This is a genomic window from Flavobacterium sp. N502536, assembly GCF_025947345.1.
Classification (GTDB): Bacteria; Bacteroidota; Bacteroidia; order Flavobacteriales; family Flavobacteriaceae; genus Flavobacterium.
In genome coordinates this window covers 4895089-4916447 of the sequence record NZ_CP110011.1, presented here as the reverse complement: position 1 = coordinate 4916447, position 21359 = coordinate 4895089, and the positions used below count along the sequence as shown (strand labels likewise).

Annotated in this window: 18 protein-coding genes; 11 read left to right on the top strand and 7 right to left on the bottom strand. The window is 36.9% G+C overall.

Going from position 1 to position 21359, the window contains the following annotated elements:
- The first annotated feature begins 33 nt into the window (after positions 1–33).
- From OLM61_RS20465 to OLM61_RS20455, 3 genes are all read left to right on the top strand, one after another.
- Positions 34–2034 (top strand): alpha/beta hydrolase family protein, encoded by a 2001-nt coding sequence (locus tag OLM61_RS20465; protein WP_264524438.1) that lies wholly within the window; start codon positions 34–36, stop codon positions 2032–2034.
- Between the two features lie 291 nt (positions 2035–2325).
- A complete protein-coding gene (locus tag OLM61_RS20460; protein WP_264524437.1) occupies positions 2326–3192 on the top strand; it encodes a helix-turn-helix domain-containing protein in 867 nt (288 codons plus the stop codon).
- Positions 3193–3264: 72 nt separating this feature from the next.
- Positions 3265–4320: a hypothetical protein gene (locus tag OLM61_RS20455; RefSeq protein WP_264524436.1), complete on the top strand. Its 1056-nt coding sequence runs from the start codon at positions 3265–3267 to the stop codon at positions 4318–4320.
- 104 nt (positions 4321–4424) lie between these two features.
- Here OLM61_RS20455 and OLM61_RS20450 read toward each other — a convergent pair whose 3' ends face one another.
- The 3 genes from OLM61_RS20450 to OLM61_RS20440 form a co-directional block, all read right to left on the bottom strand.
- Positions 4425–5183, bottom strand: coding sequence for a class I SAM-dependent methyltransferase (locus tag OLM61_RS20450; protein ID WP_264524435.1), 759 nt, complete (start codon positions 5181–5183; stop codon positions 4425–4427).
- 81 nt (positions 5184–5264) lie between these two features.
- Positions 5265–7025 (bottom strand): alpha-keto acid decarboxylase family protein, encoded by a 1761-nt coding sequence (locus OLM61_RS20445; RefSeq protein ID WP_264524434.1) that lies wholly within the window; start codon positions 7023–7025, stop codon positions 5265–5267.
- 1 nt (position 7026) lies between these two features.
- Complete coding sequence (locus tag OLM61_RS20440; RefSeq protein ID WP_264524433.1) at positions 7027–8745, bottom strand: flavin monoamine oxidase family protein; 1719 nt, start codon at positions 8743–8745, stop codon at positions 7027–7029.
- Positions 8746–9471: 726 nt separating this feature from the next.
- Between OLM61_RS20440 and OLM61_RS20435 the strand changes: the two genes are divergently transcribed.
- From OLM61_RS20435 to OLM61_RS20400, 8 genes are all read left to right on the top strand, one after another.
- The gene (locus tag OLM61_RS20435) at positions 9472–10617 is read left to right on the top strand and encodes a hypothetical protein (RefSeq protein ID WP_264524432.1); all 1146 of its coding nucleotides are present in this window, start codon (positions 9472–9474) and stop codon (positions 10615–10617) included.
- A gap of 96 nt (positions 10618–10713) precedes the next feature.
- Positions 10714–11460 carry a hypothetical protein gene (locus tag OLM61_RS20430; RefSeq protein WP_264524431.1) on the top strand — a complete coding sequence of 249 codons (747 nt, stop codon included), beginning with the start codon at positions 10714–10716 and terminating at the stop codon, positions 11458–11460.
- An 88-nt stretch (positions 11461–11548) separates the two neighbouring features.
- Positions 11549–12010: a hypothetical protein gene (locus tag OLM61_RS20425; protein ID WP_264524430.1), complete on the top strand. Its 462-nt coding sequence runs from the start codon at positions 11549–11551 to the stop codon at positions 12008–12010.
- A gap of 64 nt (positions 12011–12074) precedes the next feature.
- Positions 12075–12485: a hypothetical protein gene (locus tag OLM61_RS20420; protein WP_264524429.1), complete on the top strand. Its 411-nt coding sequence runs from the start codon at positions 12075–12077 to the stop codon at positions 12483–12485.
- A gap of 28 nt (positions 12486–12513) precedes the next feature.
- Positions 12514–12807 (top strand): hypothetical protein, encoded by a 294-nt coding sequence (locus tag OLM61_RS20415; RefSeq protein ID WP_264524428.1) that lies wholly within the window; start codon positions 12514–12516, stop codon positions 12805–12807.
- A 6-nt stretch (positions 12808–12813) separates the two neighbouring features.
- The gene (locus OLM61_RS20410) at positions 12814–13812 is read left to right on the top strand and encodes a hypothetical protein (RefSeq protein ID WP_264524427.1); all 999 of its coding nucleotides are present in this window, start codon (positions 12814–12816) and stop codon (positions 13810–13812) included.
- A gap of 73 nt (positions 13813–13885) precedes the next feature.
- A complete protein-coding gene (locus tag OLM61_RS20405) occupies positions 13886–14917 on the top strand; it encodes an oxidoreductase (RefSeq protein WP_264524426.1) in 1032 nt (343 codons plus the stop codon).
- A 120-nt stretch (positions 14918–15037) separates the two neighbouring features.
- Positions 15038–15799 carry a hypothetical protein gene (locus tag OLM61_RS20400; RefSeq protein WP_264524425.1) on the top strand — a complete coding sequence of 254 codons (762 nt, stop codon included), beginning with the start codon at positions 15038–15040 and terminating at the stop codon, positions 15797–15799.
- A gap of 95 nt (positions 15800–15894) precedes the next feature.
- On the opposite strand, the gene OLM61_RS20395 is transcribed toward OLM61_RS20400, so the two are convergent.
- From OLM61_RS20395 to OLM61_RS20380, 4 genes are read right to left on the bottom strand one after another with little or no spacing between them, the layout of a single operon-like run.
- Positions 15895–16443: a hypothetical protein gene (locus OLM61_RS20395; RefSeq protein WP_264524424.1), complete on the bottom strand. Its 549-nt coding sequence runs from the start codon at positions 16441–16443 to the stop codon at positions 15895–15897.
- A 7-nt stretch (positions 16444–16450) separates the two neighbouring features.
- A complete protein-coding gene (locus tag OLM61_RS20390; RefSeq protein ID WP_264524423.1) occupies positions 16451–17704 on the bottom strand; it encodes a condensation domain-containing protein in 1254 nt (417 codons plus the stop codon).
- Positions 17701–18972 (bottom strand): condensation domain-containing protein, encoded by a 1272-nt coding sequence (locus tag OLM61_RS20385; RefSeq protein WP_264524422.1) that lies wholly within the window; start codon positions 18970–18972, stop codon positions 17701–17703. Before OLM61_RS20385 ends, OLM61_RS20390 begins: the two co-directional genes overlap by 4 nt.
- 3 nt (positions 18973–18975) lie before the next feature.
- On the bottom strand, positions 18976–21327 hold the full coding sequence (locus OLM61_RS20380) for a glycosyltransferase (RefSeq protein ID WP_319800535.1): 2352 nt from the start codon (positions 21325–21327) through the stop codon (positions 18976–18978).
- Between the last annotated feature and the right edge of the window lie 32 nt (positions 21328–21359).

The window sequence follows — 21359 nt, the reverse complement described above, 5'->3', positions numbered from 1 at the left end:
ATGCTGAAATTTGCGCAATAAAATATGTAAAACATGATACTAAAATCAAAAATTTTCTCGATTGGCATTTTGCTTATAGTGGCAGCAATGAATGCCCAAAACAATACCGAAACAGTTCGCGGTAATCCAGAGTTGCCCTCTTCAAAAACTGAGCTTCAAAAAATTACTGCTTTTGATAAGGGTAGTTTTAAATATCAGGTAGAAGATTATTTTGCAAACCCCAAAGCATCTGCGTTTAAAATTTCGCCTGATGGAAAATTTCTATCTTATAAAGAAAGAGATAAGGATGGTAAAAATCATATTTATGTGAAAAATTTAAAAACAGAGAAAGTGTCCCGTGTAATTGAAGAAAAGGATGAATTAATTCATTCTTATGACTGGTTTGATAATGAGCATCTTTATTTTTTCAAAGATAAAGGAGGAGATGAAAACATGCACGTGAATGTGGCAGACATTAAAAACGGAACTGTTAAGGATATCACCCCTTTTGATGGTGTTAAGGTGAGCCATTTTGAGATGCTGAAGGATTCGGATTATGTAATTGTTGTAATGAACAAAAACAATAAACAAATTAACGAACCATTTAAAATTAACTATAAAACCGGAGCGTTAACACTGCTGATGGAAAACAAGGATCTTAAAGATCCTATCAGCAGCTATATTTTCGACAGAGACGGTAATATAAGGGGATATTACAAGTTGAAAGATGGAGTTGTCGATCAATTGTATTACAAAGATTTAGATTCAAACAAGTTTAATCTTGTGAAAGAAACAGATTGGAAAAGCAATTTTAATATTATAAAATTTAATTATAATTCTGCTAATAAAGATGAAGTCTATGTTTCTACAAATCTTAACAGTGACAAGACAAGAATTGTTTTATATGATCTTAAAAAAAATAGCATTATAAAAGAGATCTATAGCAATCCTATATTTGATTTAAGTGAAATGGGCATAGGGGGAAAAAAACGAAATTATGAACTTGATTTTGTTGGTTACGAAGGAATTAAGCATGAAATAATTCCTATAAGTAAGTTTTATACAAAGATGTACAACAATTTGAAAAAAGAGTTTAACGATAAAGAATTCTCAGTAGTTTCACATGATAAAAATGAAAAAACATTTTTAATACTGGTAAACAGTGATAAATTGTTTGGCAGGTATTATACATACGATGTTGCAACAACAAAAATAAAACTATTATACGACCTAATGCCGCAGTTGAAAGAAGAAGATATGGCAGAAATGCGTCCAATACAATTCACTAGTAGAGATGGTTTGACGATATATGGATATATTACCTTGCCAAAATCGGCACTTAATGGTGAAAAGGTCCCGCTTATTGTTAATCCACATGGTGGTCCACAAGGAATAAGAGATACTTGGGGATATAATAAGGAGGCCCAATTATTTGCAAGTAGAGGTTATGCGACCTTACAAGTTAACTTTAGAATTTCTGGAGGTTATGGAAAAAAATTCCAGGAAATTGGTTATAAACAAATTGGGAGAAAAGTGATGGATGATGTTGAAGATGGAGTAAAATATGTAATTGAACAAGGTTGGGTAGATAAAAGTAAAATTGCCATTTACGGTGGCAGCCATGGTGGTTATGCTACCTTAATGGGGCTTATTAAAACTCCCGATTTATACGTTTGTGGGGTAGATTATGTTGGAGTTTCAAATATCTTTACCTTTTTTGACTCGTTCCCTGAATATTGGAAACCTTTAAGAGAACAGGTTAAAGAAATATGGTATAATTTAGATGATCCGGAAGAAGCAAAAATAGCGAAAGAAGTATCACCGGTATTTCAAACAGATAAAATTAAAAAACCATTATTTGTTGTTCAGGGTGCAAACGACCCAAGAGTCAACATTAATGAATCGGATCAAATTGTGAAAGCGCTTAGAAGCAAAGGGTTTGAAACGCCTTATATGGTAAAATATGACGAAGGACATGGGTTTAAAAAAGAAAAAAACAGAATTGAGCTTTATAAATGCATGTTAGGTTTTTTTGCTGAAAACTTCAATAAATAAAGCATCGTCATTCCTAATATAAAAAAATAGTTGCAGGAATTCAGGGGGTATCCAAATGCACCACGATACTGTCACGCAGAGTTGTTTGATTTTAAAAAATTGCATAACTGCCATAAAGTAAAAACCTGTGAGTCTTTGGATTCACAGGTTTTTTGTTTTATGAGTTTTTGAAAGGATGGAAAAAGCAGAAAAAAGTAGTCTTAAGGTTTTGCATCAAAAAAGGTATTGTCTTTAACCATGAAAAGTTATATTTTTAGCTCGCCTGCAAAACAACAGGAAATTATATAAGGAATGACAGTAGTACCCAAAATCAAAACGTATCATTTTCTTCCATACAAATATGGTTCAGAATTGTTGTTAGATATTGGGCGTATCGAAACATTGGATAATTATGTTTTAGACAATACGTTACACCAACTTAGTTTTTATGAAGTTATTTTCATTGAAGAGGGAGCGGGTACTATTACACTGAACGAAAATAAGATTTTAATAAACCCCCGAACTATTATTTTTACAAGTCCGGGACAAGTGCGTTGTTGGGAGATTGAGAAGGAGGTAAGAGGTTATACCCTTTTCTTTGAAAAAGATTTTCTTCATCTTTTTTTCTCGGACGAACTATTTCTATATCGCTTTCAATATTTCCATCAATATTCACGTCCAACCGAGATGCAGCTATCCGCGACCTCATTTAAAAAATGTCTCGAACTGTTGTATGGAATTGAACAGGAATTTGGTCAGCTTCAGAACGATAGCAGTCATTTGATTCGATCACTTCTATACCAATTACTGGTCCTTCTCAATCGATATTATGCAGAGGTTCACAATGTTCAAAGAGATACTTATGTGCATTTAGATTTTTATAGATTTCGATCTTTATTGGAAAAGAAATTTGCAGACAATCATGGTACCGAAGCCTATTCAAAAATGCTTAATGTCAGTTCGGGATTTCTTAATAAAATTTGCAAGAAATTTAGCGGATTGTCGGCCCAGCAAATGATTCACTACAAGCTTATTTCAGAAATAAAGAAACAACTTTGCCAGAACAAATCGGTAAAAGAGATTTCCTATGAGTTTGGATTTTCAGATCCATCCAATTTTAACCGTTTCTTTAAAAAATTTACGGGGACTACACCGCAACAATATCGAAAGAAAATGTAAATGACCTTTTTTAAGATAAAATGACCATTTTGGCGGGATGAGAATATTCTAATTTTACAAAAAAAAAAGAATATGATAAAATTCACACTTAGTTTCCTATTGTTTTTTACGAGCGTATTGTGCTTACAGGCAGAACAGTTATACGTTAATCCTCAGACGGGCCACGATGCAAATTCCGGATTGAAAACCCATCCTTTAAAAACACTTGCAGAGGCAGCCAGACGCGTAAACTCAAACAAAGAACAGGGCGCAACCACAATCTTTCTTTCAGAAGGGATACATCTGTTAACCGAAACAGTAGTATTCACAAACGACAAGTATAGCTTTAAAAACCGCCTTGTGATCCGTGCGGTTGTTATGCCTGATGATGCCGACTGGACTCCTCAAAAAATGCCGGTCGTAGTAACGGCAGTGCCGCTTTTACCAGGCGTGGGAGGGGAAGAAGCAAAAGGCATACAGCCCGAGGTAAGTCATGTAACCATTGAAGGTCTGCGATTTACAGGCAGTCCGGATTACTCTTATATAGATGGTAACAACCTGCGTCGTTCTTATCCGATATGGCGTAATGGAAAAAGTTTAGACGATTTGCTCGTTACCCAATGCCTGTTTGCAGGGAATGTTGATGTATTGCCCTTGCATGTGGGTGTTATAGCCAATGGTTATGGTCTGGTTATCGATCATTGTGTTTTTTTCAACTGCAAAAATCCGGTCGTTTTTTGGAAAACTGACGGAGGCACCGGCAGTCCTAATGTCATGCGTTATTCACTGGTATATGGTTGTTATTTTAGTGGTGTCTGGACTACACAAAGTACAAATGGAGACAACTTCGACTTTCACCATAACATAATAGCAAACAGCAGTACAGTATGGATAAGAGAAAAGGGAAGCACACGTCAGTACAAAGCATCGGATTGCCTTTTTGCAGATTATACCAATCTGGCGGGATATGGAAGTGGTCCATTGAGTGGTAACGATGCAACATCAACAGACTTTTTAAAGATGGAAAACGTACAAACTACCGGAACTGTAAAAATTGAAAAAGATCAGAGTAAACGCAATTACCTGCAATTAGCAGAAGGTTCAATAGGTTCAAACCTAAAAGCAGGGCTTTTCAAAAAGGATCTATAAGCTTTGAAACGCTCGTTTTAGAATATAAAGATTAGACCATAACTTTCGCACACAAGGGTTTTACGTCAGCTAGTTTGACGTATAAACCCTTGTAGCGTCTGTTATTATAGTCGTTTTACAGCTCTGGTTGCTATGAAGGAGGGAAAAAAATCGTCTAGTTTGTTTTCTTCGCCCCAATTGTCCTCATACAGATTAGTCAAGCTAAAACCGGCCTCTAATTGCCCATTAATTTGGTCGGTCAGACTATGGCCAAATACCAAAGCCTCCTTATCTTTTTTCAATTCTTCTAATTTTTCAGCCGGCAATGAGTGCAGGTCTGAAAATGGCTGTTTGTAAATTAGCTTCAAACTTTCTTCGTCAATTTGGAATGAAATAGGATTGATTAGGCCTGTCATTAGAATTCCGTTTGGTTTTAAAACCCGGAAACATTCTTTCCAAACGGGTAAAATATTGTCAACAAAAACTATTGAACAAGGGTTAAAAATCAGGTCAAACGAATTGTCTGCAAATACAGAAAGATCTTTCATATCTCCCTGAACTGTTTTTATGTTAAGGTTAAATCTGTCGCTTAAAGTTTTGTCTTGCAGCAACTGTTTTTCAGAATTGTCAAAAATAGTAACTTCTGCCCCCAAACTAGCAAAAATGGGCCCTTGTTGTCCGCCACCAGATGCAAGTCCTAAAATTTTCAAACCTTTCAGTTTGGGAAACCAATGGTGAGGGACGCTTTTTTTCGGTGTCAAAAGAACATTCCAGTTTCCATTTTTTCCATTTTCTAATTCTTGTTCGGAAACGGGAATTGTCCAACGATCTTTTTTGTCAACATAATTGTCCCAAGCTGCTTTGTTATATTTTACAATGTCCATTTTGCCGTGCTTTGTTGTTCTACAATTGGCTTTATTTTGTTTATCCCAACGAAATGTTTTACAAAATAACCCATTTTAAACCTAACATAAACTCCAGTTTTTATCCAGAAATTCATCCTCTCCGGGTTCCTCTGTTTTATAAGCAATGGCTTCGGGAATAGAGGTCTTAGGTATGTTTACATGTACAATGGTATTTTCGGTAATGCTCTCAAGCTGGTTCAAAACCTCCTCGAGTTCGTCGAGAGTGTTGACTTCAAAACCTCTGCCTCCAAATACATCAACGAGTTTTGCATATTTCCAACGGTGCATTTCGTTGTAATCATAAACGTTGTTTAAATCGGGAATACTGTATTCTACCTTGTCTGCACCACGAAACGGATTTGGATTAACAAGCATTTGTTCAATACCATAAATACCATTGTCCAAAACAAAAACAATAGTGTCGTGTTTCAGTTTATTCTGTGTAGATATGGCCTGACAGGTTTCCTGAAAAGCACCGTCCCCAACAAATACTACCGGTCTTTTATCAGGTCTGGCACATTTTATTCCGGTAGCCGCAGGAACAGAATAGCCTATCGAAAGCCATGATGCCTGCGCTACGAACCCGTTAGGTTCTGCAATACGGATACCCTGGGCCCCCAGTAAAGGAAAACCCGCATCGGCAACCACTATATGCCTATCGTCTATAAAAGTATTGATTCGCTTGAAAAAGGTATCATAAGTAAGCGCCGGCTTCCCTCTTTTCGTCATGCTGTCATCTGCTAGAAAAAAGGATTCCGACAGTTCCTTTGCAGCATACATTTCGTAAGCGCTAAAGGTAACTTTGGTAAGTTCTTCTTTCAGAAATAGGATAAAATCTCTTAGCGATACATTGGCCACATAAGAAGCACCAATTCTTACACCGCTGTGATTGGCAAGTACAGTATCTTCTTTCCAAACGTCAAAACCACCCAGGTTTTTGCCCGTGGTCCATACGCCAAGACCAATTTTTAGCTGGGCTTTTTCAAATTGTTCCTTCACATCTTTTGGTGATGCCTTGCCATTAAAAACGCCTTTGAATTTCGGATGGTTTTCGGATACGATTGATTTTCCTAGTATAGAGGTCACAAATTCAGTATCGGTAGTTTCAATCAGATCAAGGAATTCGTCTTGAATACCGTAACGCTGGATTTCGATACCGCCCCAGAAAATAATTTCTTTTCCACGTGCCATTGCCGCTACTCTTTGAGCAGCCTTGCGTGCACTTGTTTGACATTTAGAGGACTCTCTTTCTACCAATGGAGCGACAGGCGGATCGCATTCCATTCGCCATGCATCTTCAAAAACCTCAAGATAAACGGGTCTTCCATATAAAATACAGGCATTCAGCACTGCATCAATTTTATAAGGAGCATCCGATGAACCTGTGATTTGCTCTGCCGCAACCGTAACGTTTCGAAACACATTGATGTTGCTGTACATATCACCCGTCATATGCGATGCCAGCATGCCCTGAACGAGGCTTCGTTGTTGGTCTTTGTTCGTCGGAGCGCCATTTATGACAAGCACGGGACAGTGCTCTACATACGAACCTGCAACCGAATTGAGCAGCGTAAAAGCTCCCACGCCATAGGTTACCGCTACTGCGGCGAAACCGTTTTGACGTGCATAGGCATCGGTGCAATGTCCGGCGTTTATTTCATTCGTGTCGTTAACGATTGTAATTTTTGCATTTTTGTCTTCGTGAATCGTATTTAAAAACGGTGCAGTATAATTGCCTGCAATGCCAAATAAATGCGTGAGTCCTAATTGTTCCAGACGTATCTGCAGGTATTTTGCAACGGTTATTTTTTGCTGTGACATCTTAAATAGGGTTATTCAGGTTACCGGTATTTTCGTTGACTTCTAGCGCGGTACGGATTCCGGACTCGATAGCGCCTTCAATCCAGGCATGTTTCAGCGAAGTATGCTCTCCGGCAAAATGTGCCTTTCCTTCCCATTCGGTCGAGATGATGTGACGTTGCAATAATTGTAACTGTCCGGGATTAAAGATAGCCGCTTCACCATAAGCATATGGGTCGCGCATCCAGCTTTGTGTTGCACCGCCAATTAATTTTCCGCCTTTCTTTTTATAGTCCTTGATGCTTGAGGTAATTACGGCAAGGTTGATAATGCGCTGCTGTTCCTTCTCGTCATCGGAGTGCATGATGGCCAGGTTTTTAAGCGCATAAAAATACCTGTCGTCATCGTCCATAGAATCCCAGCGGCTTGCTTCGTCAGACCAGCAATAGGAGGCCAGTATGAGACCATGTCCTTTGCTTCCCAAATCATTGCTTGGATAATAGGTAAAACGGTTCGAAAAATCTGTAATCGTACCGCCACCAACAATATTATAAGGCGCTTCCTGCCACCATTTCTCACGAAATTCGAGCAATATTTTAGTAGCAGAATCATAGTGCAGTTCGCGGATTGCTTTTCGTTTAGGCTGATCGAATTGAGGTGTTACGTACACATGTCTTAATGCGGAAAAAGGTATGGTAACAATCACTTCATCAAATTCCAGATCACCGACAGGTGTTTTTAAGGCTTTGAATCCCGCGTCTTCATAAAACTGAAAGTCACGCTCTACTTCAATATCCACTTCTATCTTTACCTTGTTGTTAACGAGCTTCATTTTGGTCATTCTGCAATCAAAATAGGTGTTTTCTTCGAGCTGATGCGCTTTAAAGAAGGCATTTGGCAGTAAGTCGCTTCCACCAACAATTTCCAGAAAAGTGGTAGAATCTTTGATGATATTTTGCTCAATAAAACTCTGGATAAAATCATAAGCCATTCTGGACTCCAGATTTTGTAAAACCCCAATCATCTCGATGGCATTCTCTGAATACATCGAATTTTCCTTTAAGAAACGACGCATCGAATATTCTCCGTAACGATCGATCAGCAAAGGCCAGTTTTTCTCAGGATCTTCGGCAATAAAAGCCTTAAGCGGATCAATGAGATCAGCCATTAACTCGTCGGCACGTCTGTTTTCGCTAGTCCCCAGATCAAAGCCCAGTAGCTTGTTTATATCAACCTTTGCTTCATCTTTTCGGATGTATTCATTTTGAACAACACGTTTGCGGTTGACGTACAAAAGGGAATTTCTAGTAGTCTCCGGCTCCGGTTTAGTGGGGTCTGCCTGATAGGCGATTGCCTGTTCTTTATCGACAGACTTATAATAAAAAGGCTCGGTTTTGAGTCCGAGTTTATCAATGTATTTGAGCACCATCTTGTGTATGGTTGGGATACGCATCGCACCAGCTTCACCATAAACATTGTCGTCTTCAAAATATTTTTTGTGTTTAGAATTCCTGAAAGTCTTGATCCTGCCGCCAACGCGGGTGTTTGATTCGACTATCGTAACCTTATGACCGGCTTGTTTTAAAAGACTTGCGGCTACCATTCCGGCCATTCCGGCACCAATGATCAGTACATTTTTCGATTTACCCGTATGCGGGATTCCCTCGTCAATGTATTCTAAGTATTTCTTGATAATAGGGTCGTTGTCTTCGTCGAGTAAGCCGTGTAAATAGTTTTCCATAATCAGGTAGTTTAGTTTTTGGTTTATTCATTTGGTGAATGAAATTCTGTAACAAATAAACTCAGTAAAATCCGGATTTTTAAGCGTAATTCTACCTGTTTTTATAGTGTAGAATTGAGAATTTTTAATTCTACGAGTCAGAAACCTTCATTATTGAACCGGAGGAAAAAAAGCAGCGTAATAAAGTTTTGTATCCAAATTACAGGTAAGAGCTAAAGAGATTAATACGGATTTATAAAGAATATTTACGAATATTCAATTGTTTGATACGAATTTATATCAACTTACATTCGCGTTATCTTTTTTTTAAAATTTGTGTTCCAACATCTATTGCAGTAATACTAAAAACGAAACAAACGAATCGGAATCGATAAAGAATGATAAATAGCAACCTATGAGCATACACAAATTCATATTGATTAGAATTGCGATAGTATTGATTGCTTTCCTAATAATTTACAATGGAGCTTATTATACTTTATCAGAATCTTTACAAGAAGACAGGTTTAGTTTTGTTGCTGAAATTGATCGAATTTTTGAATTAAGTTTGATTTTTTCAATTGTATTTTTACTATTTCTATTCGCTGAAATCTATCTGTTTAACAAACGACAACAATATAAATTACGTAAAGCAGCACTAATTTTTAGTGGGTTCATAACCCTTTTGGTTATTGCTTTATTTTACATTAATGGAATTTTTTAACCCAATGATTAACCCAATTAAAAATGAAAAAACTTTTATTATTGCTCTTAATTTTACCATTTATGATTTCTTGCAAGGGACAAAAGAAGATGGATTTACTAAAATTAAATCTAAACGAACCCATCAAAGATGTAATAAACTTCAATGACAAGTTGCTTATTGGCGTTGAAACTGTTGAATATCCGTTTTGTTTGTTGATTGAAGTAAAAGAATCTGAAAAATATAGTTTTGAAGGAATTGATCTGGAAGGCCAAAAAGTCTTTTTTCAAATAAACTCCGAAAAACTCAAAACAGATAGTATTTCAAGATTTGGCGGTGGTCATATTGATTTAAAACCAATCAAAAATGAAGACGAATTAAAGAATACTTTACTCAATTTTAATGCAGAAAATAAAATTTACGGACTGAGAATAGAAATGAAAACTCAGGGTTTAAAATCGGAAATTTTAAAGAAGATAACGTTAAAATACGGTAAGGGTACAAAAAATACCAATACGGCCAATGGTTTGTATTGGAATCTGAAAAAGGAAAACAAATATATTTTTTTCGCACCCGATTATGATAGACTGATTATCTTAAACAACACCAATTTATCTACTACTTGTTATTGGGATACTTTCAACGGACTCATTGATTTTGGTGGTTGCGATAGCGAAAAATACACCAAAGAACTAATAAAAAACAGCACCAAACCGGAGGATACTAAAAACAAACCCATTATAAAAATTGATAAAAACTGGAATGTAAATAATCTAATTACGGGAAAATCAACCGAAGACGATTTTGCAAAATCTCAGACGAACAAAAATTTTGAACGAATGGAAGAAATTGATGGAAGTACCGGAAATGTAAATGAGATTATGTATCAGGATGAATACCATGACTTTTATTTTTATTTATCCGCCAGTAAAGTTAATCCTGAGAATAAAAAAGAAAACCGAATTGTAGGATATGCTATAAACGACTTCAGAAAAGTTGAAATTTCATTTGAAAATGGATTGGAAGTTGGTATGAAATTCGATGACGTAGTCAAATTATTTGACAAAAAATCAATAATTGACTATGAAGAATTAAAATTTGCAAACTATATTGAAATTAAAAATGGAGCATACAAAACGACCTTGAATTTTGACAAAGACAAGCTGTTCTCAGGAATTTTTGTAAAATAATAACTCCTTAAAATCCAAGGCTGTCAGACAGTACTTTAACTCAAATACGAAATAGTAAAATAAAAAAACCTTCCGTCAACAACCAAAAGAAAAACAATGAGAAATAACCAGAGCTTATTTTTATACATCATCATCTTCTTAAGTTTTGCTCTGCAATCTTGTGAAAATAAAGCAAAAAATACAGACGAGACAAAAAATACAGATCAGCATAAATCGGATACGAAACAAACGGATTCTAAAATTGCTCAGGCAAAAGAAGAAGTTTTTAAAGATATTTTTGAGTTTTCAGATTACAATGACGATGCAGATTACACTTCTCTCTCTGCAAAAAAAGGAGATGAATTGTACGGTTTTGTCAATGATAAAAATCAGGACAGGAGTTTATTAAGAGGAGATGTTTGTGAAATTCAATGGAAGAAAGACACCATTTATGTTGCGGGTGATGGAGAAACTCCAATGCTTGAGGATTGGTTGATTTCGGTTAGGAAAATCAAAGATGGAAATGTTTCTAAAATGAGAAAAGAGTACAAAAAGGAATTTAAATACCATTGGGGTAAAGAGAATGATTATTCAAGAGGTTTTTTAGATAAGATTTATTTACTGACGGAATATTACATAGCCAATTCCAAAAATGAACTTCTGTTGCTACATCTCAAAAATAAAGAGCAAATTAGTTATTCCATAGAAAATCAAAAAAGAGAAAACAAGGATTTTACAGTTATGGGAATTGGTTACGATTTTGAAAATCGTTTTACGATTATGCAATGGCTGTATTATGACGGCGATACGGATAAACTTTACGAATATGATTTGCCAAATGATAAGCTTAATGAATTTAAGTAAAAGCGACCGATAGGCAAGTGTTAATGATCAACATCAAATCGGGATTGGTCTGTTTTTTAAATTCGTATCATACTAACTCAAAATTCTTATGAAATACACAGCTCTTTTATTCAGCCTTGCTTTTTGCCTGTTTCCTTTCAAAGATTTCGAGATACAGTGGTTTGAGAATCTCGATGGTGATTTTTCTTTTTCACGAAAACAGAGCTTAAAATGTGAAGCCTGGTGTTATGAGTATGCTGGCGCTACCGAAATAATTGCAAAACGATTGAATAAAGATACGATTGAGTGTTATACACTGGCCAATGCGGCTACCCATTCTGCGTTGCACTTTTATGTGATCAATAATGTCATTAGTAATCCAAGAATTGAACTGAATAGTATTGTTGATGGAAAACGAACCTATTTGTGTAAGGATGGCAGTATAAAGATGGACAAAAAAGCCATGCAAAAAGGAATCTTAAAAGCCCAATTTGATATGAAATTTGACCATCCTGAAAATCCGGAAAAAATAATGTTTTGGAAGGGAAAAATCTATACCAGAATAAAATAAACGCAACCGCTAAAAGATAGTTTGGTTTTCGAACTTATTAGGAAAGCTTAAAAAATAATAATAAATGAAAAAGAAAAAAATAGCCTTCAGTGCCCTACTAATGGTGGTGTTTTTATCATTAGTCAGCTTTAAAAGTATTTATCGGATCGAATACAAATTTAGAGATAACACCGATCAGGAAATTACAGGCGTTTATGTTTTGACCTCCTGCGAAAATTCGAGATTTAAAATTAAAATCGAAAAGAAAGCGGGCGTGTATTTCTTTTTAGTTTTGGATAAGAATAAGGTGATTTCGAAAGGAAAACTTAAAAAGGAAGAAAGTGATCATGTTGTTTATCTCACTTTTGGAGAGATGGGAGGGATGTACAGCGCAAATAAAATCCAAATTCAGAATTATGGAAACGCCATGAATGAATACGAACACTTTACACAATGCGACGAAAAATATTTATCATTTGTAAAATTGGAAGAGTAAAAATTTTAAATCTAAACACAATTCATCAATGAGAAGCAACCCTTTTATTACCGTTTTCCTATTGTTTGCCATAGAAATACTAGTCTATTCTTATATAGATTATACCAATTTGATAGTGCCATCGTCCGGATATTCAGAGCTGGTTATGCTTGTTTTTTGTTTTATAGTTCCTGTAATTGCGCTTTTGATTTTGGCTTTTGTTAAAGATATTGCCTATAAAAAGGCATTTCGATACTTTTCAATATTTCTTCTGATTGCTTCCATTATCATATTTGGAGCATTGTCTTTTTTTATGGCTTTAGGAGGAGCATATCAACATTAAAAGCACATGAAAACAACAAGATTAGATTATATCAACATTTTCTTAGCTATAATTTTAGGAGCATTAGTGATCCTCAATTTTGGTGTAAGATTTAAAAATAAAGAACAGGATAAGCTATTGTGGAAAGCAGAAATTCACAGTACAGCAGGCGATTCTTTAGCAGAAAATTCCAATGGTATCAGAATTATAGAAGCCGTTTTTTTTAATAATTTCAACGATTCTGAAAGCGGTATTGATTCCGAATCGAAACTGCTAACAAGTGCTAAAAGTGAAGATTACGTTCATTTCAAAATTTGGTACAAAGAACTTTTACCCGATTCTTTAAGCCTGAAATATTTTTCGATAGACGAACGTAAATTTTATCGGCTTACCAGCCCGGTTCCCTATAAAAAAATAAAAGATTGGGCGGATGAAAAGAAGGTGACTCCCATTTTAATCTTAGAAATACAGCCTAAAGGTAAAATCCTTTTGAAAATAGTAGAGGATGATAAAGAAAATGCTGAATCGCAACTTATAGAAACATTTACTGCTAAAGAAACTACCGGAGATTTAGATATGCTGGTTTATGAAAAATCGTTAGGAGAAAAGTACAATCGCTATGAAAGTATTGAGAATATTACCGATTATTCAGACTTGCTTCAAAATCAGTACAAATGGGCTGTGAAGATCGAAAAGGAAGAACAGGATGTAGTAACGAGCGTTGATGCGTATTCTTTTAAAGAGGAAAGAGTTGAAATTTTAGAAGAAAATGATACAGCAGTAGTTCGAAATATTCCGAAAGTATTTTATATTTATTGGAAAAATAAAAACAAAAGAGAATACAATATTCAGTACGAATTGAGACCAATTGAAATTTTAAATGCTTTCCGAAAACTAAATGAAACCGATGCATCTGACGCTATAATTTTGACATTGAAAGTGCATAAAAATGCTTATCCCCAATGCGAGATTTCTAAAAATGGCATTGTCATTCCTTTAAAGGATTTATATCCTGCTAAACCATAAAGTAGGCTGGTGACCAATCTCAAATACACACTTAAATTAATCCATCTTATAAAATACCTAAACAGCATTAGAAATGAAAATAACCCACCTCTTGTCTGCCTCCTTACTGCTTTTACTTTTTACTTGCAATAAAAAAGAAAACCTTAAAAGTGCCCAATCGGGTTTAGCTGAAAATACTCAGGTTGAAACCGATTCCATACCAAAAGGAGAAGAAGCAGGGCTCAAAAAGGAAAATATTAATTTATTCACTTTAACTCCGAAAGACAGCAGTGATGTTGCTTTTGTTTCGCTTTCGGATATTTATCCTGTGAATGATGAAAAAGACACGCTTGTTTTACCTAACATCGAAAAACTAGGAAAGTACGACGCTCAGTATTTTACCTTTGATAAAAGCTACCGAAAAAGATTTTTATCTAAAACCAATATATCCGAAACTGATTCTGTTTTTATATTCGATTATGCGAAGCGTAAATTGGTTTCGTTTGTTGTGAAAAACCTGAAAACTGCTGCTATGTTAAATGGGTATTCTTCAGAGGGAGATTGGCCGTATCACAACTATGATTTTATGATCGGATTTGAAATCAATAAGAAATATTTAAACGGATTCAGTGACTATTTTAGAGGTGCAGTCGTATATGTGGGTAAAGAAAATCCATTTTCGAAAGAAGGTTTAAAGCCAATGGACTGGAAAAAAGTTAGCAGTAAAGAATATCCGTCAAAACCAATGAAAAGTGAAGATCGTGCTTTGTTGAAAAACAAGTTAACAGGTAATACTTACGCGTTTAAAACAGCCGATTATCAGTATTTTTTGCAAGACTATTTAGATACTAATAAAACAATTTATGGCAGACGTCTTTTAGTGGCTGATGCTAAAACGAAAGCCATCATCATTGAAAAGCTTTACAGTCAAAGTGAAGGTACTTCTCCCGCTCCTTTGAATTATGAAGAGGGGGACAACGAAGTTAATCAGTGGGCCGGAAAGCTTTTTAAAAATAAACCAGCTGTTGTTTTTGGGTTTGAATATTTTTCTTTTGGATGTCCGGAAATTTCAATTATTGACAAATCAAATGAAGAGATTTTTATTCAATGTGACAATCGTCATTAAGAATGCTATTGGGATGTTTGATTTCAATAGAAATATAGATAAGATTAAGAAAAATCACTGCTAAGTGGAACTAAGCATTACGTACTAATCTGCAAAGTCAAAGAAAATAAAAAAATGAATATGAAGAAATCGATATTTGCAATTTTGATAGTTATAATGGCCGTAACAAAAACTTATGCAGGCTGGTACGAATGTTTTAGCTACAAAGGTAAAATTGATAAATATCCTATTTCCCTTTCTTTCCAAATTAAGGATGGCTATTTTGGAGAAAAAAAGAAAAAAGACTTCAATCTTATTGGAGTTTATAAATATGACAGCCATAACAATCCAATCAGACTTGAAGGTGTAATTGATTTTAAAAAGAATAAAATTTTATTATATGAAATCAGTAATGAAAAATACACGGCTACATTTGAGTTTGAATTCTCTAAGGAGAAATGTGTTGGAGTTTGGACGAATCTTTCGACAAATCAGCATTTGCCGTTACAATTAACCAATACTTCTATTTTAATTGATCAAATAGAAGAAAATGAATTTAACGATATTGAAATTTTGCAAGCCGGTTCTTTAAAAGAATTCTATTTTATTGGTGTATATTCCAAAAAGAGCAATCACGATAAAGCACAAATGGACAAACTGAAAATTATCCATAAAAAAGACAATACTGTTTTTCAAACAATTGATTTTTCAAGAATAAAAACCTTAACCGGTAACATAAGAACTATCATTTTCGATAACGTCGAAATAACCGATAATAAGAAAAAAGAGTTGATTGTCTGGAATGATGTTGGAAGAATGGGCGGTTATTTAACCATAACATTTAATGCAAAAACCAATAAATTTAAATTAGATCCGAAGCCAATAATAGATGGCCCCAATTAATAAGGGCAATAGTAATTTTAAAGCATAAACAGTAAAATAGCCACTGTCCATCTTTGTAAAGTTGCTTCCAATGTTGCAGATCATCTGCGCCGATATTAAGCTTCCTGGTAATGTTCAGCCTCTTTTAGCTGCACCTTTGGTAAAGGGGCGTGTAAATGTTTTTTCAGCCTGTATATGGGAAGATAGGTAAACAATATCGAAAGCACACCTGCAAGAACAGCATCCAGTAGGGCCATAAGGGTAGGATCTAATTTATGCTGAACCGTTAGGCTCTGCTGCGCAGCGAGTAATACCGCTAATACCAGTAAACTGGTTATAATGCCGTGTACCAGACATAATTTGGCTATAAACTTGTTTTTATTCAGCTTAGGGTCTATTGCCACTTCGATTGCTTTTTGTTCGGCAGCGACAATAACCCGTTTGATGATATCCATTGTCAGGATTACAGGTAAAAACAGCGCCATTGGCAATGTTAAACGCGCTAAGCTTTGAGGACCGGCAAAAAAATGAGTATACCCTAATTCCTGAAAACTGGCATAAGCAATAATAAAATTGAAACCTACATTGGGAAGAATATAGTAAATCGCCCGTTTTCGAAGAAAGCGTTTGAGGGTTGTTTTTTTGGGCTGAGCAGCTTTTGTCATACGTAATTTATAGGGATAAAGTCAACAACTCGATGGCCTTATCTTTAATTTTTAAGGCTTCTTGTTTCGGCAGGAAATCCTGATTAGACATCAACGTAAAGTCCATTTGATTGCGATAGCTGGTCGTAACTAAAGTGTTTGAATTTAACCACGGAAATGCTACTGTCGGACTAAAAATATCTTCCAGAATGAAATTGTTGTAAGTATTTTGAATTTGAAGGTTCCCCATATTAGAAAGCGTCAGATCGTGTGCGCCCCGACTTGATTTTAGCAGCGCAATCATACGATGGGCTAGCGGGTGCATTTGTTCTCCCATCCATAACAATTCCCGGGCGTCCATTTTTTCTATTTTTTGAGTAAGCTCCTTTTTGATTTGTTTCGCCTGATCCAGTGCCTGAGGAGTTTTCTTTTTTAAGGACAGTTCTATGGTTGGGGCAAAGGCAAACATATGATCCTTTTTGATTTCAGGAATAAAATGGCGGATATCTATCGGACTAATTACTTTTTCTTTTGCTGATTTACCTTGCACGTCCTGAAAAGCCTGCATAAATGCTGTGCACAGAATGGCATGTACCGAAATACCATTGTCTTTACATTTCTGCGTGACAACAGCTGAGTCTGCCGGATCTAATTTCCAGTGAATGGCATAATTTTTTCCGAGATTTCTTTTTTTATTTTTCCGCTGCAGCAAAAAGAAGCATTTTCCCAGCAGTAAAAATAGCTTTGCTTTGCGTTCTTTTTTTTGAAGATCAAACTGTGGCGATAAAAAATGATTTACCGATTGGAACAATGGATAAGGTTCTAAATCAAGAGTCGGATCATCTATTAAAGCAAGTAATTCCTGCATCAAACTTACCATGCTCGTTCCATCGCAGATGCAATGTGGCGATACCCATAACAGTTCGGACAATTCTTCTCCTTTGATCCATACCAATTGTGCCAAAGGGGAGTCTTCCTCTTTAAACGGCCTGTACCATTCCTGCTCAGATTCCTCCAGCCAATGGGTATCGGTTTGACGTTTTACGATCCGAAGCGGAATCGGTTTTATGTTTTCTTTGACGACAAAAACAGGATGTTGCTTATCCTGTAAGTCAATTGCTGCACGAAGCAGCGGGTGTTTCTTTTGGATTTTTGCTAAGGCAATTTCGATTTGTTCCTTCGAAATTTCACCTTTGATTTTTGCAGTAAATACACAGTTTAAAGGTGTAGTGGCATCAATATACATGATTCGTTCCACTAATAAGAGTTTTCGTTTGATCATGAGGCTGCTTGATAATTTAGTCGGCGTTTAATAGAATCAATTATTTCATCACGAATGGCTAAGGCTTCGTGATAAGGCAAATACCCTTCGCTTCCCATAAAGGTGAAGTCCATAACACCTTGATAAGTAGAGGTGAGTATGGTTGTTGTATTGCCCAATGGTCCAATGACGGTTGGACTTATAATAGCTTCCACGGTAAAGGATTGGTATTGATGAGGTATCTGAATACGGCCGAGGTTGGAAAACATACAATCATTGGACGACTTGCCCCGTTTTAGAAGCTTTGTAAAATTGTTTAATGCATTATGGGCAGATTCCATAACCATCAGGACGATATAGGGATTAAGTTTGGCTGTTTTGCGGTCTACATCATTTTGCATCACACGTAAATTGTCTAAGAAATCGAGTTTGGGATTGGATGACATGACGATCATCAAACCGAAGGCGAAAATATGATCGTCTTTGACCTGTGGAGCGAAACGTCTGATATCTACCGGACAGGAAATCTTATTAAAGGCTTTGTTTCCTCGTACTTTTTTAAAGGTGTCCAGTACGATAGCACTTAAAAAAGTATTGACCGTAATTTCTAGTGATTTGCAGTGAGAAATTAGCTGCTGACTCGTGCCAGGGTCTAGTTTCCAATGAATCAAATAGTCGGTTTGTCGATCAATTGCTTTTTTGCCAACGGGAATGCATTTGATCGCAAATGTTGCCAATCGGCCAATCATTTTTGCTTTAAACCTTTGCCTGTTATTTGTTAAAATTGGGGCAGGAACAACGTCATGAATACCTAGAATCGGATTTTCGGTGCCTATCTCTGCTGTCGGATCATCCAATACTTTTAAAAATTCATGAATTAAAGTCATCGCAGCGCCGCCATCACAAAGACAGTGATGGAAGACAAGCAACATATCGGAGCAATCGTTTCCTTTGATCCACACCAGGCGGATCAAAGGTTTATTTTTATAATCAAAGGGTGTCTGCCATTCCTGCATAGCTTCTTGTTGCCAGTCCTCTTCGCTTTTTTGATCCACTATACGGATCGGAATGGGATTGGTTCGTTTGGACACTTCAAACCATGGAACATTCTGCTCATCGAGATGGATGCATGCCCGTAACCAGGGATGTTTTTCCTGAAGTCTGCCTAAAGCATACTGAATGTCTTTTTCGGCAAATACACCGCGTAGTCGAAAAGGAATAACGACATGGAAGGGATCTTTTCCTTCGCCCAATAACATGCGCTCTCCAAATAACAATCTTCTTTTCATATTTTATAGTGTAGCTAGTACAGAACGTTCTTGTTTTACAAAATCTTCCAATAAGGCAACCGCCTGATCATTACCACCTGCGGTTAGGAAAGCGGTCTGAACTTCTTTGGCGGCATTTCTGTATTTAGGGTTTTCCAACAGTTCAAAGACGGTCTCTCTCAGCGCTTCTATTCGAAGTCGTTTGTATCGGATGCTGATTCCACAGCCGGCCTGTTCGATCAGCTTCGCGGTATGGAAGTGATCGTAAGCAATCGGGGTAATCAACATAGGCAAACCATTGGTAAAGGTGTCGTTCACAGTATTAAAACCGCCGTGACAGATCACCATATCCATATGAGGCATCAAAGTTGACTGTGGGACAAAACCATTTACGATAAAGTTATCGGGCCATTTTTCAAATATTTCGGGCGGTGTCGCGGCAATTATAGTAACGGGTTGGTCTGCAAAGGCTTCAATGAGTTTACCGAAAAATGCTTTACGGATATCTACTAATAAAGTACCCAATGACACAAATATTTTGGGCGTTGTGCTGGCTGCCAATCGTTCCCAGTCAAAAGGACTATTGTTGGGACGGCCTTTTACCGGCCCTACAAATTTCATGTGTGAGGGAACGGTTTCAAAACCTGCAAAGGCCTGCGAGGTGAACACCAGATTTAATTGATGAGAATGTATAAAGATACCCTCATCAAAAATACCCACTTCTTTTTGTAACCCTTTGATTAGGTTTTGCTGCCATTCAAATATTTTAGGCGAACTTTTCTCTGTGTCCCCCATCACATCCGGTGGTACAGGGGTTGTGGTGACAACGGGTATACGATGTTTATGGGCAAATAAAGCTCCGCCAAAAGTGATACAATCATTGATGATGACATCAGGTTGCCAGTGACCAAGTAGTGTTTCCAATCCCGGCATCATCATTTTGGCAAAGGGAACATAGGTTTCTTCGAGGGCTAATTTCATGACTTCCGGTCCGGAACAAGAAGGGCCGTCATCTTGTCGTTTTAAGATGCGCTTAAGTTCGTCCTGAAAGGGGATAAGATCCTTCTCGGGATAGATATAACTTCCTCCCGTTGGAATATGTTCGTCCGCCAATGGCGTAATACCAAACCATTTGACTTCGTGACCACGGGCCAATAAACTGGCACCTATACTTAATGTTGGACTGATATGTCCAAAAAAGGGAGGGACAACAACGAGAAATTTGGCCGGAGTTTCAACAGCCGACTGGGCAGGAGCTATGGCCTGTTCCAATAGATCTGCTGCGGTTTTCGTTCCGCCTGCTTCTATAAAAGATTGACGAACTTTGAGGGCAGCTTCACGGTATTGTGGCTGATTCAGGATAGTATGAACGCTATTTCTGAGGTGATTGGCTTTAAATCGGTTAAAATTGAGACGTTCACCTGCACCGGTACGTACAACACGTCCCGCAACATGTGATTGATCATATGCAATTGGAATAACAACGAGCGGCAGACCCTGTGAAAGGGCTTCTGAGACCGTATTGTGTCCGCCATGGCATACGACAGCATCTAAATGTGGCAGCAAATCCAATTGTGGGATTTGCGAATAGACCATAAAATTCTCGGGCCATTGATCAAATAGAGCCGGATCTGAAACAACGACAACCGTCAGTTCTTCGTCCTGAAAAGCGTCGATTACCTTTTGAAAAAATGCTTTTTTATGTTCGTGGTCGAATGTGGTACCAATACTGACTAAGATTTTTTTCCCTGGATTACTTTTCAGTTGCTCCCAATCGAAAGAACAGGCTAAACGGCGTTCTGTTATTACCGGACCCGTAAATTTATAGTTGGAAGCGAGATCCATTTCTCCAAAGAAATAGGGGGAGGTTAACACCAAAGTGAGTAGCTCCGAACAATCCAGTGATCGGTTTTCCTGTACACCAAGTTCTTCCTGCAGCGCTATGATCTGCTTTTCTTCCCATTCATGTACCTTCGGCAGCTCACTGACAATTTTGATTGCTGCGGGGGCTGTTACAGTGGTCGCATACGGGCGATTCACTTTTTTTGCTGCAATTGCCGCAGCAAATAATTGATGATCGCCAATGACTAAATCGGGTTCATAAGCTTCGAGGAGCTTAACGATTCCTCTGTAACAATGTCTGTTTAAAGGAATCAGTACTTCTTCGTATAAAAACTTGATGCTATCAATGCCGTAAACAATCTTTTTTGAAATGATATCCAGGTATTGTTCGCTCTCTCTTTTTTCTTCGTCTGTCTGATCGTATTGAATAAGCAACAGTTGTCCGCCTTCAGGAAGTTTGGCGTTTAAATTTTGGTCAAGACTGATCCACGCTACTTCATGTCCTCTTTCTAAAAGTTCGGCGCCAATGCTCAAGGTTGGATTGACATGACCTGTTAGCGGGGGAA